Consider the following 23,497-nt stretch of genomic DNA (forward strand, 5'->3'; position numbering starts at 1 on the left):
ACCCGCTACGACAAACTCGCCCGCCACTACCAGGCCCTGGTCACCCTCGCCTGCCTACGACTCTGGCTCCCCTGACATTGCGGACAGACCCTAGGCTCTGGGGTAGCGGACCAGCCACCCCGGGGACGCCCCCGCGGGCCCGTGCAGCGCGGGGCCCTGGGTCATCTCCATCGCGAAGTCGTCGGCGAGTTCCAGCAGGGTGGGACGGCCCTCCAGCTCGGCCAGCCAGGCCGGCGGGAGGGCCGTCTCGCCGTGCAGGGCGCCGAGCAGGCCGCCGGTGAGGGCGCCGGCCGCGGCGGAGGGGCCGTCGTGGTTCACGGCGAGGCACAGACCGTGCCGTACGTCCTCCCCGACCAGCGCGCAGTACACGGCGGCGGACAGCAGCCCGTCCGCCGAGCCGTCGGCCGCGAGTTCCTCCACCCGCGCCGGGGTGGGCATCCCCTGCCGTACGGCACCCAGCGCGTGCTGGAGCGCGTCCGACACGGGCTCGTGCCCGGGCCGCGCGGCCAGCAGTGCGAGCGCCCGCTGGACCGCCCCGTCCAGGCTGTCGCCGAGGGCCAGCGCGTGCACGATCACGGCGTAGGCGCCCGCCGACAGATAGGCCACGGGGTGCCCGTGGGTCTGCGCGGCACACTCCACCGCCAGTTGTACGACGAGCTGCGGCTCCCATCCGACGAGCAGCCCGAAGGGCGCGGAACGGGCCGTGGCCTCGGGACCGAGTTCGTTGGGGTTCTTGGGCGACTCCAGCGTCCCCATGGTGTCGTCGCCGAACCCGATGAGCAGGGACCGGGTGGGGTCGCGGCGGGCGTACAGCCACTCCTCCCGGGCCAGCCAGCCGTCGTCCTTGCGCCGCTCGTCGGGCCCCCAGTCCCGCTGGGTGGCGAACCAGCGCAGGTACGCCCGGTGCAGATCGGTGGGCGGATGCCAGGCGCCGGTGTCCCGGCGCACCTGGGCCCGTATGAGCCCGTCCACGGTGAAGAGGCTGAGCTGGGTGAGATGGGTGACGGCGCCGCGCCGGCCGTACCCGAATCCGAGATCCAGGAGCCCCTCGGCGCCGTACGTCTCCCTGATCTCGTCCAGTCCGAGCCCGTCGACCGGCGCGCCCAGCGCGTCACCCACGGCCACCCCGAGGAGCGTCCCGCGTACCCGGCTGCGGAAGTCCTGCTGCTCGGCACGCCCCCACACGACGGCCCCGGTTGTCGCACCCACCAAGACCTCCCGTGGCGACCGTCCGTATGTACGACGCTCAGCACTGTAATCGACGGTGGCTGCGGGGTTCAGGGGGCGTGTGGGTATGCGCCACTTTTACCGAAAGGCGGAGGCGTGGCCGGCCGCCCACTCGGCGTAGGCGCGGGGCGGGCGGCCGAGGACCCGCTCGACGTCGGGGCTGACGCGGCGCAGACCGTCCGACGGTCGGCCGAGGATGTCGAGGGTGGCGTCCACGATCGGCTCCGGCATGAACCGGACCATCCCGGCCCTGGCCTCCGCCCGGGTCTGCTCGACGAACCGCACGGGTTCGCCCAGCGCCTCCGCGAGGGCGGCGGCCTGCTGCCGTGGCGATATCGGGGCGGGCCCGGTCAACTCATGGACACGCCCGGCATGGCCGGGATCCCGCAGCGCCACGGCGGCGACCTGAGCGATGTCCTCCGGATCGACGGTCGGCAGCGCGACGTCCCCGAACGGCGCCGCCACGGTCCGCTCGGCACGCACCGCGTCGGCCCACTGGAAGGTGTTGGAGTGGAACCCCGCGGGCCGCAGCATGGTCCAGTCGAGCCCCGACCGCCTTACGGCGTCCTCCAGTTCGGAGGGATGGTCGCCGGTGCTGACGCCCTGCGAGGACACCAGCACGACCCGCCGGACACCACCGGCCCGGACGACTTCGAGGACGTCGTCCAGGTTGCCGCCCTGCGCCATGAAGTCGCCGGAGGTCAGGAGGAAGAGGGACTCCGCGCCGTCGAGGGCGGGCTTGAGGGTCTGGGGCGCCGCGAGGTCGGCCCGATGATGGCGCACCCCTGCCGGGAGGTCGTGCGGACTCCGCCGGGAGACGGCCGTCACGCGCTCCCCCGCCGCGAGAAGCGCCCTCACCAGCGGCCGCCCGACGTTCCCCGTAGCACCGGTCACCACAATCATGTTGCTCCCCTTTTCCGAGGTTCCTGTGGACACACGGCGAAGCTACTATCGGGAAGCCAGTAGGTACCTAGAGGAAAGTAATGGACGGAAGGTATCGATGTGACGGAGACCACACCCCAGAACGCCTGCCCCATCGCCCCCGTGGTCGACATCGTCTTCAGCCGCTGGACCACACCGATCCTCTGGGCCCTTCACGAGTACGGCCGTCAGCGCTTCGTGGAAGTGGAACGCCGGATCGCCACCATCACCCCCAAGGTCCTGACCCAGCGCCTGCGCCAACTGGAACGCGACGGCCTGGTCCACCGCACGTACCACGCGGAGGTCCCACCCCGCGTGGAGTACGAGATCACCGAACTGGGCCGCAGCCTGGCCCCGTTGTTCGCGACGCTGGCGCAGTGGTCACCGAATCTGGAGAGGGTGGAGGAGGCTCGGCGGGCTTATGACGCCAGGGACGGGGGCGGCGGCCGGTCGGCGTGACTCCCCTGCCTCAGTTCCCCGCACGCCACATGGCCTGAATCGCGTCCCTCGCCTCGGTCACCGCCGTCAGGCATGTGGTGGTGTGGGCGGAACGGCCCGGCGCAGGAGCGGTCACGAGTTCAGTGAGGACGCCGGCCAGGGCGGCCAGGTCGTCCCATTCCGGGGTGAGGGCCAGGAGTTCGGACAGGCCCCGGTCCGCCGCCGGCCCGTCGGACAGGGCGCAGCCCAGGAAGCAGTGGCCCTGGGCTCGCATCACGGGCGCCATGTCCGGGTCCTGCTCGACCAGGTGAGCGAGGTCGCGCCACAGGGGTTCGGCGGCAGCCGGGCCTTCGGAGCGGTGGACCGTCATGGCCAGTTGGAAGGTGCCGGCGAGGGGGTCCGTGGCGCGCAGGCGCTCGGCGAAAGCGCGGGCCTGCGCCCACTCGCCGTGGTGGCGGTGGAGTTCCGCCCGTACGTCGTCCAGCTCCGCGGAGTCGGTCGCCGCCAACCGCTCCCCCGCCTCCTCCCACCGCCCGCACCCCAGCAGCAGTTCGATCGCCGCGCTCCGCTCCCACGTCATCCCGGCGTCCAGCGCCACGCAGCGGTCCAGGTCGGACAGAGCCTGCTCCGTTCGGCCGATCGCCAGACACACCCGGCCCCGCCGGCCGTAGGCCCAGGCGTACTCGGGGTCGACGGTCACGGCGCGGTCCAGATGGTGAAGAGCCTCTTCGTAGGACTTGCGGGCGTGGTGGATCGCTCCCAGGCCGGCCAGGGCGGTCTCGTGGGCGGGGTCCTGTGCCAGAAGAGCCTGGAAGGCGGCCGACGACTCGTCGTGCCGCCCCGCGCTCCAGTACGCCCACCCCAGCTCGGCCTGGATCCAGTGGGCACCCGGCTCCGCCTCGCTGGCGCGCCGCAGGTCCTCGAACATGCCGTTCCGGTCGTCCAGTCGACTCCTCACCCGAGATCTCATGGCCAGCGCCCAGGCGTAGTCGGGGATCAGCCCGACGGCCCGGTCGAAGTCGGCCAACGCCTCCTCGTACCGTTCGAGTTCGTACAGGGCCTCGGCGCGGCTCGCCAGCGCCGACGCGTAGCCCGGCTCCAGGGACACCGCGCGCCCCAGTTCCGTCACCGCCTCGTCGTACCGTCCGGCGAGCCGGTACGCGTCGCCGCGTTCCGACGCGACCCAGGCCAGCTCGGGCGCGAGCGCGGCCGCCCGGTCGAGGTCGGCGAAGGCCTTGTCCAGGTCGCCCCGCGCACGGTGCAGCCGGGCCCTGCGCACCAGCGCCCACAGGTACTCGGGATCGATGCTCAGCGCACGGTTGAAGTCGGCGAGCGACTCGTCGAGCCGGCCCATGCTGTGCCGGCACACCGCCCGCCCGGTCAGGGCGATGTCGTCCATGGGGTCGAGGGCGACGGCACGGCTGAAGTCGGCGTCCGCCTCGTCGAGACGGGACGCCAGACGGTAGGTCTCGGCCCGCTCGGCGAGGATCCACCCGCTGTCGGGGGCCAGTTCGGCGGCTCGGTCGAGAGCGGCCAGGGCCGCCGGGTAGTTTTCGAGCAGCTGGTGGGTGACGCCACGGCCGTAGTGGGCCAGCGGTTGCTCCGGGTCGAGCTCGAGCGCACGGTCGTACTCCTCGAGGGCCTGCCCGTACTCCTGACGGTTGCGCAGGTCCCTGCCGCGCAGCGCGTGCGCCTCCGCCCGGCCGGCCGGGTCGAGACCGGGGCGGGTCAGGAGCAGGTCCGTCGCCCTGGTCACCCCGTTCTCCTCGTCGGCGAGCGCGGCGGCCAACGACCGTCCCCACTCGCGCAGTACGGCGTTGTCCGCCGCGTCGCCCGCTTCCTCCAGCATCCGCGTCCAGCGACGGGCGACGACCTCGTCCTCGCGGCAGGCCACGACGAACCCGCGCAGCGCCTCGGCGAGTGCCGCGGGCGGGCGGGCGCACAGCAGGTGGTACACCTCTTCCAGGCGCAGCTCCCACCACTCCTCGTCGGTCCACAACTCCTCGGCACGGCGGTCGAATTCGGCGTCCTCGCGCCACTCGGCGAACGCCTCCGCGAGCCGCCGGTGCCGGGCCGTCCACTCGGTCCGGGACCGGCGCCGCTCCAGCCGGAGCATCTGCGCGCGTACGACGTCGTGGTACTGGAGCCGGTCCCCGCGCTGTGCGACGAACGGCAGCCCGGTCAACCACGCGTACTGGGAGTCCAGTTCGTCCTCGGATGCGGCGACGAGCACCCGGAAGACGTCCGCGTCCAGCCGTCTCGGCAGCGCGCAGGCCTTGGCGACCTTCCGGCGGGCCTCCGGTTCCGGCTTCAGGAACCGTTCCACCGCGGTCTTGCTCGGGTCGATCACGTCGTCCGGACCGTCGGGGCGTCTGGCCGCGAGCGTCGACACGAGGACCGGGAGGCCGCCCGTCAGGCGCAGCACCTCCTCGACGACCGGTTCGGCCACGACGCCCCGCGCGGCGAGCAGGCGGCGCGACTCGGCCTCGGTGAAGGGAGCGAGCGGCACCTCCGCCACCGAGTCCAGGCCGCCCCAGCGGGCGCTGTCCAGGGGGCGCTGACCCGCGGTTACCACGACGACGGCGGCAGGCAGCCGGCCGTGCTCGCGGGGCTTGGTGAGGACGTCGTACAGCCACGGGTCGAGGAAGGGGCCGGTCCGCTCGTACGTGTCGAAGAACAGGACGATCCACGGTACGGCTGCGGCGGCGGACCTCAGTTCGCCGAGCAGCACCGGGGTGAGGACCCGCTCCGGGGTGAGCACCAGGTCGACGTCGTCGAGGTTGCGGAAACGGGCGCCGAGGCCGGCCCGCAGCCGGTCGGCCCCCTGGGCGAGCCGGTCCGCCGGAAGGGCCCGGGTGACCAGGCCGACGCCCGGCAGGGTGGCCTCCAGTGCGCCCAGTCCGACGTCCACCGCCATCCTGCTTCCGGCCGACGCCGGCTCCGGCGAGGACTCGGGCGCGAGCGCGGCGAGGGTGGCTGCCTCCGCCTCGCGCCGCCGCTCCCGCCAGGTCGTGAGGCGCCGCTCCAAGTCCTTCAATCGCCTTCCCTGGTCGGCGAATTCACGGCACAGGGTCTCCAACGCCTCCGGCACGCTGCCGACGCTGTCGTCGACGTAGGCGGTGAGCGCCCCGCGTTCACGGGCGAGTTGCGCCAACTCCTGGACCAGGGAGGTCTTTCCGATGCCCGCGCTGCCGTGGACGTGGAACCGGAACCGGTGCCGGGCGTCAGTGGCCGGGATGTCGAAGTTCCGCAGGAACGCGGCCCGTTCGGCTTCGCGGCCCACGAATCCGGCCCGTGCGCGCCGCAGGATCAGCTCCTGCGCCGACGGCTCCGCCTGCGTCATGCGTTCGTCCCCTCGTCGCGGCCCGTCCGCCTCTCATTCTGACGCAACCGATCTGGAACACACCGTCCCCGACAGGGAAGATGACCTTCATGGCATCGACACCCCCACGCACCACACGCAGCGCACTCCATCTCTCCGCCACCCTGCTCACCGCGAGCGTCGCGCTGTACATAGCGCTCGTCGCGTTCGGGAACATCACGGACTTCGGGACGAACCAGGCGTTCGTGCAGCACGTTCTCGCGATGGACACGACGTTCAAGGACGACGATCTGATGTGGAGAGCCGTCACCAGCAAGGGACTTCAGAACACGGCGTACGTGGCGATCATCGTCTGGGAGACGCTCGCGGCGCTCGTGCTGATCTACGGCACCTGGCTGTGGGTGCGCCGGGACGACCAGGCCGCCCGACGCTTCTCCACCTACGGTCTGCTCATGCTCATGCTGCTCTTCGGTGCCGGGTTCATCGCGATCGGCGGGGAGTGGTTCTCCATGTGGCAGTCGGACACCTGGAACGGGCTGGACGCGGCGCTGCGGGTGTTCGTGCTGAGCGGGCTGGTGCTGCTGGTCGTCAACCTGCCCGACCGTAGCGCTAGTTGACGACGACGACCTTCGTCCCCGTCTCGCCGAACGTCCACAGTGCCGAGCCGTCCGCCGCCTTCATGCGGATGCCGCCGGTCTGGGCGCCGTTCGCGGGCGGGGGCGAGGAGCCGTCCACCGCGTTGGAGAAGGCGACGTTCACGCCGTCCACGGCGGTGAAGTACACGATGTGCTCGATCCGCACGCCGTCGGACCCGGTCGTCGGCTCGCCCCGGCGCAGCGAGACGGAGTAGTCGCCGGGGGCGGGCTCGACCGTCCCCGGCCAGACGGCGAAGGTCCGCCGGGCCGCCTCGCTCGCGTCGACCAGCCAGACCCGCTTCTCGCCGAGGGAGTAGACGATCCGGCGGCCGGTGCCGGAGCCGTCCGGGACCGCGGTGGCGGACGGCTTGGGCTGCGCGGACACGCTCGGGGACGCCGACACGCTCGGCCGGGTGGAGACGGCTCCGCTCGGCTTCGTCCCCTCGTCGGCCTGTACGGCCAGGGCGACGACGGCGGCGATCGCCCCCACGGTCAGACCCGTCACCCAGACCTTCGGGGCTGGCACGGCACGCATCTCCTCGGCTAAGGATCCCCGTCGAACGGGGGTCGGATCATCGTACCGGCCCCCGTCTCGACGCCCGTCCAGAGCGGCTCTCAGTCCAGCACCGGCAGCAGCTCCGGCAGGTGCCCGTCGGAGACCTGTGCCGCCTGCTGCCGCTCCTGCGACACCTCCCCGTACAGCGTGGTGCGCGGACGCGCGGGACGGCCCGCCGCCTCCGCCACCGCGATCAGGTCCTTCACCGACTTGTACGAGCCGTACGACGACCCCGCCATCCGCGAGATCGTCTCCTCCATCAGCGTGCCGCCGAGGTCGTTCGCGCCGGAGCGGAGCATCTCCGCCGCGCCCTCGGTGCCGAGCTTGACCCAGCTGGTCTGGATGTTCGGGATCCAGGGGTGCAGGAGCAGGCGGGCCATCGCCGTGACCGCCCGGTTGTCCCGCATCGACGGGCCGGGGCGGGCGATGCCGGCCAGATAGACCGGGGCGTTGGTGTGGATGAAGGGGAGCGTCACGAACTCCGTGAAGCCGCCGGTGCGCTGCTGGATCCCGGCCAGCGTGCGCAGGTGGCCCAGCCAGTGCCGGGGCTGGTCGACATGGCCGTACATCATCGTCGAGGAGGACCGGAGGCCGACCTCGTGCGCGGTCTCGATCACCTCGATCCAGGTCGCCGTCGGCAGCTTGCCCTTGGTCAGCACCCAGCGGACCTCGTCGTCGAGGATCTCGGCGGCCGTACCGGGTATGGAGCCGAGCCCGGCCTCCTTGGCCGTGGTCAGCCACTCCCGGATGGACATGCCGGTGCGGGTCGCGCCGTTGACGACCTCCATCGGCGAGAAGGCGTGCACATGCATGCCGGGGACCCGCTCCTTCACCGCCTTCGCGATGTCGAAGTACGCCGTCCCCGGCAGGTCCGGGTGGATGCCGCCCTGCATGCAGACCTCCACCGCGCCGACCTCCCAGGCCTGTTGGGCGCGGTCGGCCACCTGGTCCAGGGAGAGCGTGTAGGCGTCGGCGTCGGTGCGCCGCTGGGCGAAGGCGCAGAAACGGCAGCCGGTGTAGCAGACGTTGGTGAAGTTGATGTTCCGGGTGACGATGTACGTCACGTCGTCGCCGACCACCGACTTGCGGACGTCGTCGGCGATCCGGGTCAGCGCGTCCAGGGCCGGGCCGTCGGCGTGCAGCAGCGCGAGGGCCTCTTCGTCGGTCAGCCTGGTGGGATCGTCGGCGGCGGTCCGCAGTGCCTCCCGTACGTCCGTGTCGATACGCTCGGGCACCATCCCGGGGGCGGCCGCCTCGCGCAGGGCGCCCCAGTCGCCGTAGACCTCGTCGAAGTCGTCGCGGCGGTCGGACGTACGGCCCTCGGTGTCGATGGAGGCGTGCAGGTCGGTACGGCCGGACGCCACGAACACCTCCTCCGGTTCCTGCCAGGGACGGCCTTCGACCACGGCGTCCGGCACCGCCAGCCCCGTCTCCGGGTCGGCCAGCGCGGCCACGTGCGGGCGCAGCCTCGGGTCCAGCCAGGGCTCACCGCGCCGGACGAACTCGGGGTACACGCACAGCCGTTCCCGCAGCTCGAAACCGGCGGCGCGCGAGCGTTCGGTGAGCTCCTCGATCTGCGGCCAGGGACGCTCGGGGTTCACATGGTCGATGGTCAGCGGGCTGACCCCGCCCCAGTCGTCGATCCCGGCCCCGATCAGGCGCTCGTACTCGCTGTCGAGGAGGTTCGGCGGGGCCTGGATGTTCGCGGCCGGGCCCATGATGAGGCGGGCCACCGCCACCGCGGCGACCAGCTCGTCCAGCTCCGCGTCGGGCATGCCGCGCATCGCGGTGTCCGGCTTTGCGCGGAAGTTCTGGATGATCAGTTCCTGGACGCTGTGGTAGGCGCGGGAGACCCGGCGGAGGGCGAAGAGGGAATCGGCCCGCTCCTCGTAGGTCTCGCCGATGCCGATCAGGAGACCGGAGGTGAAGGGTACGGAGGAGCGGCCGGCGTCCTCCAGGACCCGCAGCCGTACGGCGGGTTCCTTGTCGGGGGAGCCGTGGTGCGGGCCGCCGGGCTCGGACCAGAGCCGGGTCGCGGTCGTCTCCAGCATCATGCCCATGCTCGGCGCGACGGGCTTCAGCCGCTGGAAGTCGGTCCAGGAGAGCACGCCCGGGTTGAGGTGGGGCAGCAGGCCCGTCTCCTCCAGGATGCGGATGGAGATGGCCCGGACGTAGGCGATGGTGTCGTCGTAGCCGTGCGCGTCCAGCCACTCCCTGGCCTCCGGCCAGCGGTCCTCGGGCTTGTCACCGAGGGTGATCAGGGCTTCCTTGCAGCCCAGCGCGGCCCCCTTGCGGGCCACGTCGAGGACCTCGTCGGGGGACATGAACATGCCGTGGCCGGCCCGGCGAAGCTTGCCGGGCACGGTCACGAAGGTGCAGTAGTGGCACTTGTCCCGGCACAGCCGGGTCAGCGGGATGAAGACGCTCTTCGAGTACGTGATGACACCGGGGCGGGCCGCCTGTGCGAGGCCCGCGTCCCTGACGCGGGCGGCGGACGCGGTGAGGTCGACGAGGGCCTCGCCGCGGGCTTGCAGCAGGACCGCTGCCTCGGCCACGTCGAGTGCGACGCCGTCCCGGGCCCGTTTGAGAGCGCGACGCATGGAGTTCTCGGTGGGGCCGGTTCCGCCGGGGCGGTCGGTGGGTCCGGATCCGGAGGTCGCGGAAGTCGTCATCCTTCGAGCATACGAGCGGTGTGATCAGGGCGGCGCTGCCGACCGGAGGTGGGGGACATCACACATCTCCGGTGCCGTCCTGGACAAAGCGGGCATACTCGTCGAGCGCCTTCAGCACCTCGCCCTCCCCGGCCGGAGGCAGCTGGAGCACGACCTCCTCGATGCCGAGCTCGGCGTAGTGGGCGAGCTTGCCGGGGGTGGGCAGGACGGCGTACGGGACGACCTGGAGGGCGCCCGGGTCACGGCCCGCGTCGGCCCAGGCGGCGCGCAGCACGGGCAGGGACTCGCTCAGGCCGCGTCCGCCGATCGGCAGCCACCCGTCGGCGTACTCGCAGATGTGGGAGAACAGCTTGGGCCCGGCGGCACCGCCCACCAGGGTCCGCTTCCGGACCGGCTTGGGGAAGGCGTGGCTGGCCCGGACGCTCCCGAACTCACCCTCGTAGGCCATCGGTTCGTCCGCCCAGAGGGCCTGCATGAGAGCCATCCGGTCCCGGACGAGCTCGCGCCGGGTCCGCCACTCGACGCCGTGGTCGGCGGCTTCCTCGACGTTCCACCCGAACCCGAGCCCGAGCGTGAACCGTCCGCCGGAGAGGTGGTCGAGGGTGGCGATCTGCTTGGCGAGGTCGATCGGGTCGTGCTGGGCGACGAGGGTGATGCCGGTGCCGAGACCGAGCCGCTCGGTGACGGCTGCGGCCTGACCGAGCGCGACGAAGGGGTCGAGGGTACGGCCGTACTCGCGCGGCAGTTCGCCACCCGCGGGGTACGGGGTGACCCGCTCGACGGGGATGTGGGTGTGCTCGGGCAGATACAGCCCGGCAAAGCCCCGCGCCTCCAGCTCACGGGCGAGCCGGGTCGGGGTGATGGTCTCGTCGGTGAGGAAGATCGTCACGGAGATACGCATGACTGCATCTGTACCGGGCGGGGGCCGGGATGTCCATACCGACTGGTCGGCATCAGTGGCGGGGACGGGGGCCGCTGCCGTGTGTCGGTCGTCTGTCGGGGCTGTCGGTTCGATGTCGGCGGCTTGTCGACGGGGCCTCAGAACCTTTCTGGAGACGGCCGGTGACCATCCGACCGGCCCCGCACCCCTCGAGGAGCCACCATGACCACCCACGTCACGATCATCGGCGCCGGACTCGGCGGCCTCACGCTCGCCCGCGTCCTGCACGTGCACGGCATCCCTTCCACCGTCTACGAGGCGGAGTCCTCCCCGACGGCGCGTGCGCAGGGCGGGATGCTCGACATCCACGACTACAACGGGCAGTTGGCCCTCCAGGCGGCCGGCCTGGTGGACGGCTTCCACGGCCTGATCCTGGAGGGCCGGGAGGCGACACGGCTGGTCGACCGGGACGGGACCCTCCTGTTCGACAAGGCCGACGACGGCACCGGCGGCCGCCCCGAGGTGCAGCGCGGCGAACTGCGGCAGCTCCTGCTCGACTCACTCCCGCCGGGCACGGTCCGCTGGGGCCACAAGGTCGGCGGCGTCCGGGCGCTCGGTGGGGGCCGGCATGAGGTGACGTTCGCCGACGGCACCTCGGTCGTCACCGATCTGCTGGTCGGTGCGGACGGCGCGTGGTCACGGGTACGGCCGCTGCTCTCGCCCGCGAAGCCCGCGTACACCGGTATGTCCTGCGTGGAGGTGTATCTGCACGACGCCGACACCCGGCACCCGGCCAGCGCGAAGGTGGTCGGCGGCGGGGCGCTGTTCGTGCTGGCGCCGGGCAAGGGCTTCGTGACGCACCGGGAGAGGGGCGGCAACCTGCACACGTATGTGATGCTCGCCCGGCCGCAGGACTGGTTCGCGGACATCGACTTCTCCGACTCCGCCGCGGCCACCGCACGGATAGCGCGGGAGTTCGACGGCTGGGCACCGGAGCTCACCGCGCTGATCACCGACACCGACACCGCGCCGGTGCTGCGCCCCTTCACCGCCCTGCCCGTCGAGCACCGGTGGGAGCGGGTGCCGGGAGTGACCCTGATCGGCGACGCCGCCCATGTCGCCGCCCCGAACGGCGAGGGCGCCAACCTCGCCATGCTCGACGGCGCGGAGCTCGCCCAGGCCCTGGCCGCCCACCCCGACGACATCGAGACCGCGCTCACCGAGCACGAGCGCGCGATGTTCCCCCGCAGCGCCGAAACGGCCACCGAGGGCACCGAACTCTTCGCCCTGATGTTCGGCACGGACACGCCTCACGGGCTGATCAGGATGTTCACGGGGGAGGAACAGGGTCAGTGAGTCATTCAGGCCGACTTCAACGGTCGAGTCGGCCGCCGGAACCGGCGGAACGGGTCGGTCACCCGTCGAGGTAGCGGTGTCTGCCGTCCCCCGGCGAAATGAAGAGTTGGCCCTCCCGAACCTGCCATTCAGTCGTGCCATCGATCTCGTGGCTCGCGAGGAAGAGACCTGACGCGGTCTCCGTCTTCGTTGGCCGGGACCGCGTCAGCCATCTGGGTACCGCGCCTCGAGCGCAGCACCACCTGGCCCTGGGCGGCGACGAGCGGTCGCTGTTTCACGACACGGTCGCCGCCGATACTGATCTTCGGTCGCTTGGCGCCGATCCGGCGAGGAGCGACCGAAGACCAGACCATCACCGCTGCGTCGCGGACGGCGAGGGCGGCTGTCCTCGTGAGAGTGCGGTCAGGCGGCAAAGGAGGCGAGCAGTTCGTTGTACTGCTTGGCGGCGGTGGCCAGGTTTTCGTCGGAAAGGCCGAAAGCGGTGCCGTACAGCTTGACCATCGGCTGGATGTCGAACTGGCAGAGCCGCAGGGTGGCGTGCCAGTTGCCGAGCAGTGCCTCGATGGTGGCCTGGTTCGAGCCTTCGGGGGTGTAGTGCTCGGCGGGGACGCCGGCGGTGACGGCGACGACGGCCTTCTTGCCGGCCAGCTGCGAGGCGGAGCCGTCCATGGTGAAGGCCCAGCCGAGGGTGAAGACCCTGTCCTGCCACTGCTTGAACAGTGGGGTGGTGTTGTACCAGAACACCGGGTGTTGGAAGACGACCACGTCGTGCTCGGCCAGCAGTGCCTGCTCTGCGGCGACGTCGATCTTAAAGTCGGGGTAGGTGGCGTAGAGGTCGTGCACGGTGACATGGGCCAGGTCACGGACGGCGTCCACGAGCGCCGCGTTGGCCCGCGACTGGGACAGGTCGGGGTGGCCGACGACAAGGAGAACCTTGGACATGGTGAGCCTTTTCAGTGATCAGGGAGAGGGTGAATGGACGCCGCCCGGGGCGCCGGAATTTCGCGAAGTCCAGGAGCGCGGGCTCAGCCGACCTCGGTGGTCAGTGGTCGATGCTGGCCATGTTGGCCTCGTCGTGGCGTTCGCCGGCGGCGGGTGTGAGGTTGTTGAGGCGGTCGAGCTGGGCGGCGGTGAGTTCCACACCATCGGCAGCGGTGTTCTCCTCGACGCGTGCGACCCGGCGGGTTCCGGGGATGGGGGCGATGTCGTCACCGCGGGTCAACAGCCAGGCCAGCGCGGTCTGGGCGGGGGTGGCTCCGATCTCGGCGCCGATGGCCCGTACTTCGTCGACGATGCGCAGGTTGCGATGGAAGTTCTCACCGGTGAAGCGCGGGTTGGTCTTGCGCCAGTCGTCGTCGGCGAAGTCGTCGACGGTGCGGATCTGCCCGGTCAGCAGGCCATGTCCGAGCGGCGAGTAGGGCACGAACCCGATGCCGAGCTCGCGCAGCAGCGGAAGGATTTCGGCCTCGACGTCACGCGTCCACAGGGAGTATTCGGTCTGCAGCGCGGCCACCGGGTGCACGGCGTGGGCCCGGCGGATCGTGGCGGGGCCGGCCTCGGAGAGTCCGATGTGGCGCACCTTTCCCTCGGCGACCAGCTCCGCCAGCGCGCCGACGGTCTCCTCGATGGGGGTGTTCGGGTCGACGCGGTGCTGGTAGTAGAGGTCGATGTGGTCGGTACCGAGCCGCAGGAGTGAGCCTTCGACGGCGGTCCTCACGTTGGCGGGGCTGCTGTCGATGACGCCGGGACCGTCGCCGGCGTGCGAGACGAGACCGAACTTCGTCGCCACGACGACGTCGTCGCGGCGGCCCTTGATGGCCTGGCCGACGATTTCCTCGCTGTGGAAGGGGCCGTAGATCTCGGCGGTGTCGATGTGGGTGACGCCGAGGTCCAGCGCACGGTGGATGGTGCGGATCGACTCCGTGTCGTCGAGGCCCCCGCCCGTGGTGTAGGTGCCGGCCATGGTCATGGCTCCCAGGCCGATGCGGGAGACATCGAGCCCGCCCAGTGATACGTGCTTCATCAGGTACTCCTTGTCGTGACGGCCGTCAGGCCGGTCGGTGGTCGTGCGTAGGGGGTGCGCCAACAGTCGGCGGGACCGTGCTGGGGTGATCCGCGCGCGCTGTCGACGCGGGCGCCGTCGGCCGGGTCGCGGGCCGGGGCCGTAGGTGCACCCGGTGGTTGCCGGCCTCGGCCTGGCATGGTGCTCAGACGTGGACGTCGTCGCAGGTCAGGCCGCCGGGGACATCTGTGCCGCGGTCGTCCGTGATGTTCTTCAGCAACGCAGGCCCGGGCGCGCCCCCGGCCGATCACGGGGGATGCGAACCGGCCGCTGCCGGGTGGGGTCCGACGCTGGTGTCGGCAGGACCAGGCGGCGGGGGATTCCTGGGTTGGACCGGCTGCGCCGGTCAGTGCTCGTGGGCTGCCGGCTCCAGAACGAGGACCGGGATCTCACGGTCCGTGTTCTTCTGGTACTCGGCATAGTCGGGGAAGGCCTCGACGGCTCGGGCCCACCACAGGGCCTTCTCGTCCCCGGTCACCTCGCGTGCCAGCATGTCCTGGCGCACCGGGCCGTCCTGCAGCTCGACCCGGGGGTCGGCCACCGCGTTGTGGTACCAGACGGGGTGGGTGGGTGCTCCCGCCATGGAGGCGACCGCTGCGTAGGAGCCATCGTGCTCCACCCGCATGACCGGCGTCTTGCGGATCTTGCCGCTCTTCGCGCCCAGAGTGGTCAGGATGACGACGGGCAGGTCCCGGAGCCTCTCGTCCTCTTCCCGTGCGACCAGGACACTCAGCGTCGTTCCCTGCGTACCGCCGGAGCTTTCGTACAGCTCCACCTGGTCACGCACAAACTGCGCCTTGCTCGGCTCGTACTCGCCTTTGAGGGGCATGTTGGCTCTCTCCGTACTGTCGAAAAGGCACCCGGCAACCGTCCTCCGTCCCGGCAGGGGTGCGGGGCGTGGTGCTCAGGCGTGAGCGTCGTCGTAGGCCAGGCGGCCGCCCAGCTCGCGGGATGCCTCGGCCTGGGCGAGGAGCTCCTTCGCCTTGGCCTCGGCAGCCTCGATGGCGTCCGCACCGGCGACGAACCGCAGCAGCGGCTTGTCCTGGCTGACGATGGTCAGCAGAGCGCGGGCGAGCTTGGCCGGGTCGCCGGGCTGCTGGCCGTTCATGCTCTTCATGCCCTCGATCCGCGGGGCGGTGCGCGGGGCGTAGTCGTCGATGGACAGCTCGGGCCAGTTGGTGGAGCCGTCCACGAGGAGTTCGGTGCGGAAGTAGCCGGGCTCCACGATCGTGGTGTGGATGTTGTACGGCTCGACGTCGTGACGCAGGGACTCCATCCAGCCCTCTTCCGCGAACTTGGAGGCGGCATAGGCGGAGGTGAACTCCATGCCGACCAGCCCGGCGGTCGAAGTGATGGTGATGATGTGGCCTGCACGCTGCTTGCGCAGGATGGGCAGGACAGCGCGGGTGACGTTCATCGGGCCGAAGAGGTTGGTCTCGAACTGCCGGCGCATCTGCGCGGGCGAGATCTCCTCGAAGTAGCCGGTGAAGAGATTCCCGGCGTTGTTGATCAGGACGTCGATCCGGCCGTAACGGTCGACGGCTGCCTGCGCGGCGGCCTCGGCCTCCTCCAGGCTGGTGATGTCCAGCCTGGTGACCAGCAGATTGTCCTGCGGCCCGCCCAGGGTCTTCTCGACCTCTTCGGGGCGGCGGCCGGTGGCGACGACCTGGTGCCCGGCGGCGAGGGCCTCGCGGGCGATGTCCGTGCCCAGACCGCGTCCGGCACCGGTGACGAGAATGACCTTGCTCATGGGGGGGTTTCCTTTCAGGCGCCGAGATCCGGCACCCGCTGTCTGCGGGGGTGATCCGTGCAGCGCGGAGAGCGCCGCAGAGGAGGCGGAGACCGGCGCGGCGAGCGCCGTCTGTCCGGACGGTTCACACCGCCGTGGGCGGTGCACCACCAACAAAACCGGCTGTCACGCGGGGACGGGAGTCCCTGATGAGGGGGTCACTGACAGGGACCCCCAACCCGGCGGATGCGCTCGTAGAGTGAAGCGCATGGCAGGCAGAAACGACCCCAACGGCACAAACCGCGACCTCCGTGATGATTTCCGCGCGGAGATCCGGGAATTCCTCGGCACGCGACGGGCCAAGGTCACCCCCGAGCAGGCCGGCCTGCCCCTGTACGGCGGAGAGCGCCGACGGGTCACCGGGCTGCGCCGCGAGGAGGTCGCCCTCCTCGCGGGCATCTCCAGCGAGTACTACACCCGGCTGGAGCGCGGCAACGCCACCGGCGTCTCCGAGAGTGTCATCGAAGGCATCGCGCAAGCACTTCAGCTCGACGAGGCCGAACGCATCCACCTGCTCGACCTGCTGCGCGGCGCCGGTACGACCCGCCCGCCGCGCCGCCGACCGGCCCAGGTGCGTGTGCGGCCCGCGGTGCAGCGCGTCCTCGACTCAATGGCCGGCACACCCGCGTTCATCCTCAGCGGACGCGGGGACATCCTGGCCGCCAACCACCTCGGGCGCGCCCTGTTCTCCCCCGTCTACGCCGACCCGGTACGGCCGCCGAACAACGCCCGGTTCGTCTTTCTCAGCCCGCACGCGACCGCGTTCTTCCGCCACTGGGACGAAGTCGCGGGTGACACGGTCGCCATGCTGCGCGCCGAGGCCGGCCGCGACCTCTACGACCGACGGCTGACGGACCTGATCGGGGAGCTGTCCACCCGCAGCGAGGAATTCCGTCGCCGCTGGGCCGCCCACAACGTCCGCATGCACACCACCGGCGTGAAACTCCTCCACCACCCGGTCGTCGGCGACCTCGACCTGCCCTTCGAAACCTTCCCGCTCCCCGACGGCCCCAGCCAGTTTCTCCTCACCTACACCGCTGAACCCCACTCACCCTCGCAGGACGCCCTGAACCTGCTGGCCAGCTGGGCCGCGACCAACGACGACATCGAGCGGTCCGCGCCGGCCGACGACTCCCAGCCCGCCGACTCGGGCGAGACACCCGACTGACCGACGAGCCCGCGAGTAACCCCCGCCATAAGGTTCTTTCCTGTCTCCACGTCGGCCGACGTCACGGCGTGGGCACGATCCCGTTCACGTACGGCGGCGTCCGCGAAGTCGTCGATCGGGGAGGTTCCTACGGCTGCCGCCGACTCGTCCTCGAAGTGCTCCCGGTCCCCGGGGAAGCCGTACGTCCCACGGTCCGGGTCGGCGGCAGGGGGAGCACCTCGCTCACCATGCCGTACCCCCGCCCCCGCACTCCGCCCACAGCAGCTTCCCGCCCTTCGACGCGCCCAGTTCGCGCAGTACCGACACGCCCGTCGCGTCCGCGCAGGCACGGACCAGGTGCAGGCCTCGGCCGTGTTCGGCGTCCGGTGCGGGGGGAGGCTGGTCGGAGGTGAAGCCGGGCGGGATGCGGGGGTCCGTGTCCCAGACGGCGACCCTCACCCGTCCGGGGGCCGGAGAGAGGAGGCGGAAGGCGTACGGCTTCTTCGTGTGACAGTGCGCGTTCGCCAGCAGTTCCGCCGCGAGCAGCTCCGCAGTGGGGGCGAGGTCCGGCATCTCGTGTGCGGCCAGGATCAGCCGCAGAGCACCTCTCGCGATCCCCGGTGCGCGTGGATCGTGCGGGAGATGCAGGGTGTAGTTCCAGGACGGGGATACGGTGGCCATCGGAAGTCTCCGGTCACTGAGGGGAGTTGGACGAGTGCCTGGTGTCTCTGCCGTGGCGTCCCACGGTGCGCTTCCAGGAAGGGCGCCTGGATACGACGATAGGGGCCGCGCAAAGGTTCTTTGCGCCACTTCGAAGAATCTCGGCGCCTTCTCCCTCGTGTGGGTGACAAGCTCGCCGTACGCCCGGTAGGAGGAGGTCTCATGGCGCCCAGGCCCGCGCCGACGGCTCGACGTGTCCGGCTCGGGACTGAGCTGCGCAAACTCCGCGAACGGGCCGGTCTGACCGCGACCGAGGCCGCCCAGCTGCTCGGCACGAGTTCGGGTCAACTCAGCAACGTCGAGTCGGCCCGGTTCGGGGTGAGCCCGGATCGGGTGCGGGCGATGGCCGGCATCTACTCGTGCACGAACCAGTCGTACATCGACGCCCTCGCCGACATGGCGGCCGAAAAGGCACGTGGTTGGTGGTGGGACGCGTACGGCGAGGTGCTGCCGTCAGGACTGCTCGCCCTCGCCGAGTTGGAGCACCACGCCACAGCCGTCCGTACCGCCTTCACCGCCCACATCCCCGGCATGCTCCAGACCGCCGAGCACGCCCGGGAGATCTTCAGCCAGGCGATTCCGGCCCCCACCCCGCCGGAGGTCGAGCACCGCGTCTCGCATCGGATCAAGCGGCAGGACTTCGTGTTCCGGGAGAACCCGAACCCGTACAGCACGGTGATCCATGAGGCCGCCCTGCACATGCGGGTCGGCGGACAGCGGGTGGCACGCGATCAGCTTCGGCATCTGATCGACATGAGCCTGCGAGAGCACATCACCCTTCGTGTACTCCCCTACGACATCGGGGCGTTCCCCGGGTCGGGACAGTCGATCAACTACCTGTGTGGGCCCGTACCCCTGCTGGACACCGTGCAGTTGGACCAGTTCCACGGTCCGATGCTCCTGGATGCCGAGGCGCATCTGGAGAAGTACCGGCGCCTCCTGGACGTCGTGGAGGCCATTGCCCTCAGTCCCGCGAAGTCCCGCGATCTGATCCACTCCATCATCCAAAGCCTGTGAAGGAGCCGAGATGACCACCCACGCCTGGCGGAAGTCGTCCTACTGCCAAGAGGGCGAAGCTTGCGTCCACATATCCACCGACCCTGACGGAGTCCACCTCACCGACTCCGACACCGCCCAAACCATCGTCACCGTCACCCCCGCCGCCTTCACCGCCCTGCTCGACCACCTCAAGTCACTCTGACCTGTCCGCCAGATCCGCCACCACCGCCAGGTGGTCCGACGGCCATACCCCCTCCACCGGACCGTCCCCCGCCCGCCGGACGTTCAGGACGTGGCCTAAGCCGGACGCGCCCGGAGGGCCCACGTGGATGTAGTCGATGCGGACCGGTGGGGCCACGCGGACATACGGGTTCGCCGGGTCCCAGGTCGCGGAGGGAGCCGTCGGGTCCGCGTACTCCCAGGCGTCCACGAAGAGTTGGTCGGGCGCGGCCGGAGCCGTCTTGTAGCCGCCGAAGAGGCGGACCTCGTCGGAGTCGGGCCAGGCGTTGAAGTCGCCGGTGATCACCGGGGGGAAGTCGGTGCCGGAGCGGTGGTCGGCCACGAACTCCGCCAGCGCCGTGACCTGTTGGCGGCGGATCACCGAGGCGGTGGGGGCCGAGGTGAGGTGGGTGGTGAAGAAGGGGATGTCGTACGAGGGCCCCGCGAGCCGGGTGTGGAAGGCGAGGCGGCCGTCGTCCAGGTCCTCGGGGGCGGGCAGGCGCAGCACGGCCCGGTCGATCACCGGCCAGCGGCTCAGTACCGCGTTGCCGACCTCCACCCCCGGGTCGCCGATCCGCCGCTGCCAGCGCTCCGAGGCGGGCGACGGGGCCCACGCCCAGTGCAGACCGAGTTCGCCGGCGAGCCACTCCGCGAGGTTCTCGGAACCGGCCGACCACACCTCCTGCAGGCCCACCACATCCGGCCGCAGCTCCCGCAGAACCGCGAGGATCGCCTTCTGGCGCTCCTCCCACGGGCCGAAGCGCCACCACAGGTTCCAGGTCACCACGCGCATTGCCACACCCTTCGTCCGCCCGGCCGCACCCTGAGATCATCTAGGCCGACGGTCGCGTTATGGAAGGCCGGAGCGAAGACCAGAGACAGGAGTGTCACCACCATGTCCCGTGACGCCGAGCGCAAGTACCGTGCCGCCAGGGCCGTTCAGCGCCTGCTCAACCCCGTCATGCGCCAACTTCCCCTGCAGACCGTCCTGGAGACCACAGGCCGCGCCTCGGGCCTGCCCCGCAGGACGCCGGTGGGCGGCAAGCGGGTCGGCGGCTCCTTCTGGCTGGTGTCGGAGTTCGGCGAACGGTCGCAGTACGTCCGCAACATCAAGGCCGATCCGCGGGTGCGGGTGCGCATCCGGGGACGGTGGCACACCGGGACCGCCCATCTGATGCCGGACGACGACACCGCCGTACGGCTGCGCTCGCTGCCCGTGCTGAACAGCGTGTCCGTACGGGCCATCGGGGCAGGGCAGTTGACCGTACGGGTGGATCTGGACCGCTGAGGGCCACATCCAGGGCGGCCTGGACGATCAGGCTTTGGGCAAGGCCTTTCCGATACGGTTCCGATACGGTGGTTTTCGCCGACCGGACAGTCCTTCGGCACGGGTCTTGTTCGCGGGGGCTGAGATGGACCGGGCGCTGCTGGCCGACTTCCTCCGGGCGCGCCGGGAGGTGCTGCAGCCGGAGGATGTCGGGCTTCCCCGTGGCCCGCGGCGTCGTACCGGTGGCTTACGACGCGAGGAAGTCGCCGCGCTGGCCGGTATGTCGGTCGACTACTACAGTCGGATCGAGCAGCAGCGCGGTCCGATCCCGTCCGAACAGGTGCTCGCCGGGCTCGCCCGCGGACTGCACCTCAGCCTGAGCGAACGGGACCACCTCTTCGAGCTCGCCGGGCACTCGGCGCCGCGGCGGCACCTGCGCGACGACCACGTCAGCCCCACCATGATGCGCATCGTCGAACGCCTCGCGGACACACCCGCCCTGGTGATGTCCCGGTTCAACGAGACACTGCTGCAGAATCGAACGGCGGTCGCCCTGCTGGGCGACTACACCCGCTTCAGCGGACTGTCCCGCTACCTGGTCTACCGCTGGTTCACCGACCCGGTGCAACGCGCCCTCTACCCCGCCGAGGACCACGACCTGCGAGGCCGGGTCTTCACCTCGGAGATCCGGGCGGCGTACACGGCGGACCCTCGAGGAAGGGCCGGCGAGATCGTCGACGCACTGCTGGAGGCCAGCCCCGAGTTCGCCGACATCTGGCGGTTGCACGAGGTGGACGTCACCCACCACAACGACCTCAAGCGCTACTGCCATCCCGAGCTGGGCGAACTGGAGCTGTACTGCCAGCGCCTGGTCGACCCCGACCAGGCCCAGGAACTGCTGGTCTTCTCCGCCACACCCGGCACACCCAGCTACGAGAAGCTCCAACTCCTGTCCGCCGTGAGCCACTGAAGACCCTCCCGCAGAGAGGACTTCGTCTGCCAGGGACAACTTGTCCGTGGATAAGCAGGACCTTCATCCGGGTCCCGATGCGCGCCACGCTTGCTCCGTCGACTCAGCGAATCGAAAGACGGGGATTTCCCATGAAGGCAGTACGTTTCCACGAGTACGGCGACCCGAGCGTCCTGCGTTACGAGGATGTCGAGCAGCCCATAGCGGGCGCCGGGCAGGTTCTGGTCCGGGTCGCGGCGACATCGTTCAACGGTGTCGACGGCAACATCCGCGGGGGATTCATGCAGGGCCCCATCCCGGTGACGTTGCCGCACACTCCCGGCATCGACGTCTCCGGCACGGTCGAAGCGCTGGGTGAGGGCGTGACCGGCCGCCTCGGGATCGGCGATCGGGTCGTCGGCTTCCTGCCGATGGCGGGCGTCGGCGCGGCCGCGGAGTACGTGGTGGCTCCGGCCGAGGTTCTGACTCCGGCACCCAGGAACATCCCGCTGACCGACGCCGCCGCGCTGCCGTTGGTGGGTCTCACCGCCTGGCAGGCCCTGTTCGATCACGCGAAGCTGGCGTCGGGGCAGCGTGTGCTCATCAACGGTGCGGGCGGTGCGGTCGGCGGTTACGCCGTGCAGCTGGCCAAGAACGCCGGCGCGTACGTGATCGCCACGGCCGGCCCGCGCAGCAGCGAGCTCGTCGAGTCGGCGGGTGCCGACAAGGTGGTCGACCACACCAGCACCGAGGTGACCGCGGCCGTGACCGAGCCCCTCGACGTCGTGCTCAACCTCGCTCCCGTCGACCCGGCACAGCTGGCCGCGCTGCTCACGCTGATCCGTCCCGGTGGGGTGCTGGTGAACACCACGGTGTGGATGCCCGCGCCCAGCGACGAATCACGCGGCGTGCGCGGCATCGACCTGTTCGTCAACAGCGACGCCGAACAGCTGTCGCGGCTGGTGGCGCTGGTCGACTCCGGCGAGCTGCGCGTCGACGTGGCGCAGCGGGTGCCGCTCGCGGAGCTGCCGACGGTCCATGCCCAGGCTGCCGCGGGCGAGCTGCACGGCAAAGTCGTCATCGTCGCACCCGCCGCCTGACACGACTTCGAAGAGGAGACGACCGCGATGATTCCCGACGACGACCCGTCCCGCGCACTGACCGTGGCGCACCCGGACGACCCCGGCACGACGTACGTCTCACTGGTGGGCAACACATACGCCATGCTGGTCACCGGCGAGCAGACCGACGGCCGGTACTGCCTGATCGACATGCGTGTGCCGGACGGCGGCGGGCCGCCCCCGCACCGGCACGACTTCGAGGAGATGTTCACGGTCCTGGAGGGCGAGATCGAGTTCACCTTCCGCGGCGAGAAGCACACCGTGGCAGCCGGGTCCACGATCAACGTTCCGGCCAACGCGCCGCACAACTTCCGCAACGTCTCGGGTGCGCCGGCCCGCATGCTGTGCATGTGCACCCCCGCCGGCCAGGACGAGTACTTCCTGCGCATCGGCGACGTCGTCGCGGGCAAGGACGCGCCGCCGCCGCAGCTGTCGCAGGACGAGGTCATGGAGCGTCGCCGCCGCGCAGCCGAGCTGGCCTCGGCCTACCGGAGCGAGTTCCTGTGACGCGCGGGGCCGGCGAGCGGCAGCAGTTCTGAGAGGCGGCACGGCGGCGGCTCCGCTCCGGCGGGAAGGCGCCGCCGCGCCGCTCAGGGAGTCACAGGCGTCACTTGGCGGGCTTGTAGAAGGCGTACGTCGCCGTGTACGCCACGCTCACCTGGTCCGTGCCCGTGCAGGCGGTGGTCGGGGCCACACCGCCGGTGGTGTTCAGGCGCTGTATGTAGGAGACGCCCGCGAAGACGCCCGTGCCCCGGGTCGCGGTGGCCTGGAGGAGGAGCTCGGGGATGGTGCCGGTCTTGGGGGAGTTGGCGATCGCCGCCCCGTTCACCGCGCTGCCGTCCACCGTGGAGACCCAGACGGGGCCGCGGGAGTGGAGTGCGACCGTGCGGCCTCTCCGGTCGGAGAGGGTCGCGGCGGGCTCCAGGAGCTTCCAGGCGCCGTCGGTGCAGGTGTAGGTCTGGACGCCCCGGGCCGGGTACACGCCGGTCAGCTTGTTGCCGTCGGGCACCTTGAGTGCGGCGGGGACTTTCACGGGCCTGGGTGCGGGGTCCGAGGGGGTCGCGTAACCGGTGGTCGTGCCCAGCAGGGCGGTCGCGGCCGCAAGGCCCGCGGTGGTCAGGGCAAGTCGCTTGGTGAGCTTCAAGTCGGTTCTCCGGAACGGTTCTTGACTGACTGTCAGTGCGGCGACGGCGCGTTCGCCGCCCTCCGCTCCGGGA

23 protein-coding genes are annotated in these 23,497 nt (G+C 70.8%); 10 read left to right on the forward strand and 13 right to left on the reverse strand.

Annotated features, from left to right (window positions below; translation table 11 throughout):
• Positions 1-90: 90 nt before the first annotated feature.
• On the reverse strand, positions 91-1,209 hold the full coding sequence (locus ABZT93_RS21615; protein WP_356106631.1) for an ADP-ribosylglycohydrolase family protein: 1,119 nt from the start codon (positions 1,207-1,209) through the stop codon (positions 91-93).
• 96 nt (positions 1,210-1,305) lie between these two features.
• Positions 1,306-2,130 carry an NAD(P)H-binding protein gene (locus ABZT93_RS21620; protein ID WP_356106633.1) on the reverse strand — a complete coding sequence of 275 codons (825 nt, stop codon included), beginning with the start codon at positions 2,128-2,130 and terminating at the stop codon, positions 1,306-1,308.
• Between the two features lie 99 nt (positions 2,131-2,229).
• Here ABZT93_RS21620 and ABZT93_RS21625 point away from each other — a divergent pair, with 99 nt between their 5' ends.
• Entirely contained in the window at positions 2,230-2,607 is a 378-nt protein-coding gene (locus ABZT93_RS21625; RefSeq protein ID WP_356106635.1) for a helix-turn-helix domain-containing protein, read from the forward strand.
• 10 nt (positions 2,608-2,617) lie between these two features.
• Here the strand turns inward: ABZT93_RS21625 and ABZT93_RS21630 are convergent, their stop codons facing one another.
• Entirely contained in the window at positions 2,618-5,929 is a 3,312-nt protein-coding gene (locus tag ABZT93_RS21630) for a tetratricopeptide repeat protein (RefSeq protein WP_356106636.1), read from the reverse strand.
• A gap of 89 nt (positions 5,930-6,018) precedes the next feature.
• Here ABZT93_RS21630 and ABZT93_RS21635 point away from each other — a divergent pair, with 89 nt between their 5' ends.
• On the forward strand, positions 6,019-6,525 hold the full coding sequence (locus tag ABZT93_RS21635) for a DUF2165 domain-containing protein (protein ID WP_356106638.1): 507 nt from the start codon (positions 6,019-6,021) through the stop codon (positions 6,523-6,525).
• Here ABZT93_RS21635 and ABZT93_RS21640 read toward each other — a convergent pair.
• From ABZT93_RS21640 to ABZT93_RS21650, 3 genes are all read right to left on the reverse strand, one after another.
• Positions 6,518-7,078 (reverse strand): hypothetical protein, encoded by a 561-nt coding sequence (locus tag ABZT93_RS21640; protein WP_356106639.1) that lies wholly within the window; start codon positions 7,076-7,078, stop codon positions 6,518-6,520. The two genes, ABZT93_RS21635 and ABZT93_RS21640, sit on opposite strands and share 8 nt — an antisense overlap.
• A gap of 80 nt (positions 7,079-7,158) precedes the next feature.
• Positions 7,159-9,771, reverse strand: coding sequence for a bifunctional FO biosynthesis protein CofGH (locus ABZT93_RS21645; protein WP_356106641.1), 2,613 nt, complete (start codon positions 9,769-9,771; stop codon positions 7,159-7,161).
• Positions 9,772-9,829: 58 nt separating this feature from the next.
• Complete coding sequence (locus ABZT93_RS21650; protein ID WP_356106643.1) at positions 9,830-10,672, reverse strand: LLM class F420-dependent oxidoreductase; 843 nt, start codon at positions 10,670-10,672, stop codon at positions 9,830-9,832.
• Between the two features lie 201 nt (positions 10,673-10,873).
• On the opposite strand from ABZT93_RS21650, the gene ABZT93_RS21655 reads away from it, so the two are divergent.
• Positions 10,874-12,007, forward strand: a complete 1,134-nt coding sequence (locus tag ABZT93_RS21655) for an NAD(P)/FAD-dependent oxidoreductase (RefSeq protein ID WP_356106644.1) — start codon at positions 10,874-10,876, stop codon at positions 12,005-12,007.
• Between the two features lie 402 nt (positions 12,008-12,409).
• Here ABZT93_RS21655 and ABZT93_RS21660 read toward each other — a convergent pair whose 3' ends face one another.
• The 4 genes from ABZT93_RS21660 to ABZT93_RS21675 all read right to left on the reverse strand — a co-directional run bounded on the left by ABZT93_RS21660 (position 12,410) and on the right by ABZT93_RS21675 (position 15,819).
• Positions 12,410-12,949, reverse strand: coding sequence for an NAD(P)H-dependent oxidoreductase (locus tag ABZT93_RS21660; protein ID WP_356106646.1), 540 nt, complete (start codon positions 12,947-12,949; stop codon positions 12,410-12,412).
• A gap of 100 nt (positions 12,950-13,049) precedes the next feature.
• Positions 13,050-14,030, reverse strand: a complete 981-nt coding sequence (locus ABZT93_RS21665; protein ID WP_356106648.1) for an aldo/keto reductase — start codon at positions 14,028-14,030, stop codon at positions 13,050-13,052.
• Between the two features lie 385 nt (positions 14,031-14,415).
• A complete protein-coding gene (locus ABZT93_RS21670; RefSeq protein WP_356106650.1) occupies positions 14,416-14,898 on the reverse strand; it encodes a nitroreductase family deazaflavin-dependent oxidoreductase in 483 nt (160 codons plus the stop codon).
• A 75-nt stretch (positions 14,899-14,973) separates the two neighbouring features.
• Positions 14,974-15,819, reverse strand: coding sequence for an SDR family oxidoreductase (locus tag ABZT93_RS21675; protein ID WP_356106652.1), 846 nt, complete (start codon positions 15,817-15,819; stop codon positions 14,974-14,976).
• 247 nt (positions 15,820-16,066) lie between these two features.
• Here ABZT93_RS21675 and ABZT93_RS21680 point away from each other — a divergent pair, with 247 nt between their 5' ends.
• Positions 16,067-17,026, forward strand: coding sequence for a helix-turn-helix transcriptional regulator (locus ABZT93_RS21680; RefSeq protein ID WP_356106653.1), 960 nt, complete (start codon positions 16,067-16,069; stop codon positions 17,024-17,026).
• A 222-nt stretch (positions 17,027-17,248) separates the two neighbouring features.
• Here the strand turns inward: ABZT93_RS21680 and ABZT93_RS21685 are convergent, their stop codons facing one another.
• Positions 17,249-17,686, reverse strand: coding sequence for an ATP-binding protein (locus tag ABZT93_RS21685; RefSeq protein WP_356106655.1), 438 nt, complete (start codon positions 17,684-17,686; stop codon positions 17,249-17,251).
• Between the two features lie 201 nt (positions 17,687-17,887).
• On the opposite strand from ABZT93_RS21685, the gene ABZT93_RS21690 reads away from it, so the two are divergent.
• Both ABZT93_RS21690 and ABZT93_RS21695 read left to right on the forward strand, forming a co-directional pair.
• A complete protein-coding gene (locus ABZT93_RS21690; RefSeq protein WP_356106657.1) occupies positions 17,888-18,742 on the forward strand; it encodes a helix-turn-helix transcriptional regulator in 855 nt (284 codons plus the stop codon).
• 10 nt (positions 18,743-18,752) lie between these two features.
• A complete protein-coding gene (locus ABZT93_RS21695) occupies positions 18,753-18,926 on the forward strand; it encodes a DUF397 domain-containing protein (RefSeq protein ID WP_356106659.1) in 174 nt (57 codons plus the stop codon).
• On the opposite strand, the gene ABZT93_RS21700 is transcribed toward ABZT93_RS21695, so the two are convergent.
• Positions 18,918-19,736 carry an endonuclease/exonuclease/phosphatase family protein gene (locus ABZT93_RS21700; protein ID WP_356106660.1) on the reverse strand — a complete coding sequence of 273 codons (819 nt, stop codon included), beginning with the start codon at positions 19,734-19,736 and terminating at the stop codon, positions 18,918-18,920. The two genes, ABZT93_RS21695 and ABZT93_RS21700, sit on opposite strands and share 9 nt — an antisense overlap.
• A gap of 102 nt (positions 19,737-19,838) precedes the next feature.
• On the opposite strand from ABZT93_RS21700, the gene ABZT93_RS21705 reads away from it, so the two are divergent.
• From ABZT93_RS21705 to ABZT93_RS21720, 4 genes are all read left to right on the forward strand, one after another.
• Positions 19,839-20,231, forward strand: a complete 393-nt coding sequence (locus ABZT93_RS21705) for a nitroreductase/quinone reductase family protein (protein ID WP_356106662.1) — start codon at positions 19,839-19,841, stop codon at positions 20,229-20,231.
• A 124-nt stretch (positions 20,232-20,355) separates the two neighbouring features.
• Positions 20,356-21,180: a helix-turn-helix transcriptional regulator gene (locus ABZT93_RS21710; protein ID WP_356106664.1), complete on the forward strand. Its 825-nt coding sequence runs from the start codon at positions 20,356-20,358 to the stop codon at positions 21,178-21,180.
• A 131-nt stretch (positions 21,181-21,311) separates the two neighbouring features.
• Positions 21,312-22,259, forward strand: coding sequence for an NADP-dependent oxidoreductase (locus ABZT93_RS21715; protein ID WP_356106666.1), 948 nt, complete (start codon positions 21,312-21,314; stop codon positions 22,257-22,259).
• 27 nt (positions 22,260-22,286) lie between these two features.
• Complete coding sequence (locus ABZT93_RS21720) at positions 22,287-22,787, forward strand: cupin domain-containing protein (RefSeq protein WP_356106668.1); 501 nt, start codon at positions 22,287-22,289, stop codon at positions 22,785-22,787.
• A 100-nt stretch (positions 22,788-22,887) separates the two neighbouring features.
• Here the strand turns inward: ABZT93_RS21720 and ABZT93_RS21725 are convergent, their stop codons facing one another.
• Positions 22,888-23,424 (reverse strand): DUF3455 domain-containing protein, encoded by a 537-nt coding sequence (locus ABZT93_RS21725; protein WP_356106669.1) that lies wholly within the window; start codon positions 23,422-23,424, stop codon positions 22,888-22,890.
• Positions 23,425-23,497: the final 73 nt, after the last annotated feature.

The organism is Streptomyces sp. NPDC005303 (assembly GCF_040607335.1).
Taxonomy (GTDB): Bacteria; Actinomycetota; Actinomycetes; order Streptomycetales; family Streptomycetaceae; genus Streptomyces.

Excerpts from the sequence above, each read along its gene's own strand:
- ABZT93_RS21620 (WP_356106633.1), bottom strand. The coding sequence starts at position 2,130 with ATGATTGTGGTGACCGGTGCTACGGGGAACGTCGGGCGGCCGCTGGTG.
- ABZT93_RS21630 (WP_356106636.1), bottom strand. The coding sequence starts at position 5,929 with ATGACGCAGGCGGAGCCGTCGGCGCAGGAGCTGATCCTGCGGCGCGCA.
- ABZT93_RS21635 (WP_356106638.1), top strand. The coding sequence starts at position 6,019 with ATGGCATCGACACCCCCACGCACCACACGCAGCGCACTCCATCTCTCC.
- ABZT93_RS21640 (WP_356106639.1), bottom strand. The coding sequence starts at position 7,078 with ATGCGTGCCGTGCCAGCCCCGAAGGTCTGGGTGACGGGTCTGACCGTG.
- ABZT93_RS21645 (WP_356106641.1), bottom strand. The coding sequence starts at position 9,771 with ATGACGACTTCCGCGACCTCCGGATCCGGACCCACCGACCGCCCCGGC.
- ABZT93_RS21650 (WP_356106643.1), bottom strand. The coding sequence starts at position 10,672 with ATGCGTATCTCCGTGACGATCTTCCTCACCGACGAGACCATCACCCCG.
- ABZT93_RS21655 (WP_356106644.1), top strand. The coding sequence starts at position 10,874 with ATGACCACCCACGTCACGATCATCGGCGCCGGACTCGGCGGCCTCACG.
- ABZT93_RS21660 (WP_356106646.1), bottom strand. The coding sequence starts at position 12,949 with ATGTCCAAGGTTCTCCTTGTCGTCGGCCACCCCGACCTGTCCCAGTCG.
- ABZT93_RS21665 (WP_356106648.1), bottom strand. The coding sequence starts at position 14,030 with ATGAAGCACGTATCACTGGGCGGGCTCGATGTCTCCCGCATCGGCCTG.
- ABZT93_RS21670 (WP_356106650.1), bottom strand. The coding sequence starts at position 14,898 with ATGCCCCTCAAAGGCGAGTACGAGCCGAGCAAGGCGCAGTTTGTGCGT.
- ABZT93_RS21675 (WP_356106652.1), bottom strand. The coding sequence starts at position 15,819 with ATGAGCAAGGTCATTCTCGTCACCGGTGCCGGACGCGGTCTGGGCACG.
- ABZT93_RS21680 (WP_356106653.1), top strand. The coding sequence starts at position 16,067 with ATGGCAGGCAGAAACGACCCCAACGGCACAAACCGCGACCTCCGTGAT.
- ABZT93_RS21685 (WP_356106655.1), bottom strand. The coding sequence starts at position 17,686 with ATGGCCACCGTATCCCCGTCCTGGAACTACACCCTGCATCTCCCGCAC.
- ABZT93_RS21690 (WP_356106657.1), top strand. The coding sequence starts at position 17,888 with ATGGCGCCCAGGCCCGCGCCGACGGCTCGACGTGTCCGGCTCGGGACT.
- ABZT93_RS21695 (WP_356106659.1), top strand. The coding sequence starts at position 18,753 with ATGACCACCCACGCCTGGCGGAAGTCGTCCTACTGCCAAGAGGGCGAA.
- ABZT93_RS21700 (WP_356106660.1), bottom strand. The coding sequence starts at position 19,736 with ATGCGCGTGGTGACCTGGAACCTGTGGTGGCGCTTCGGCCCGTGGGAG.
- ABZT93_RS21705 (WP_356106662.1), top strand. The coding sequence starts at position 19,839 with ATGTCCCGTGACGCCGAGCGCAAGTACCGTGCCGCCAGGGCCGTTCAG.
- ABZT93_RS21710 (WP_356106664.1), top strand. The coding sequence starts at position 20,356 with ATGGACCGGGCGCTGCTGGCCGACTTCCTCCGGGCGCGCCGGGAGGTG.
- ABZT93_RS21715 (WP_356106666.1), top strand. The coding sequence starts at position 21,312 with ATGAAGGCAGTACGTTTCCACGAGTACGGCGACCCGAGCGTCCTGCGT.
- ABZT93_RS21720 (WP_356106668.1), top strand. The coding sequence starts at position 22,287 with ATGATTCCCGACGACGACCCGTCCCGCGCACTGACCGTGGCGCACCCG.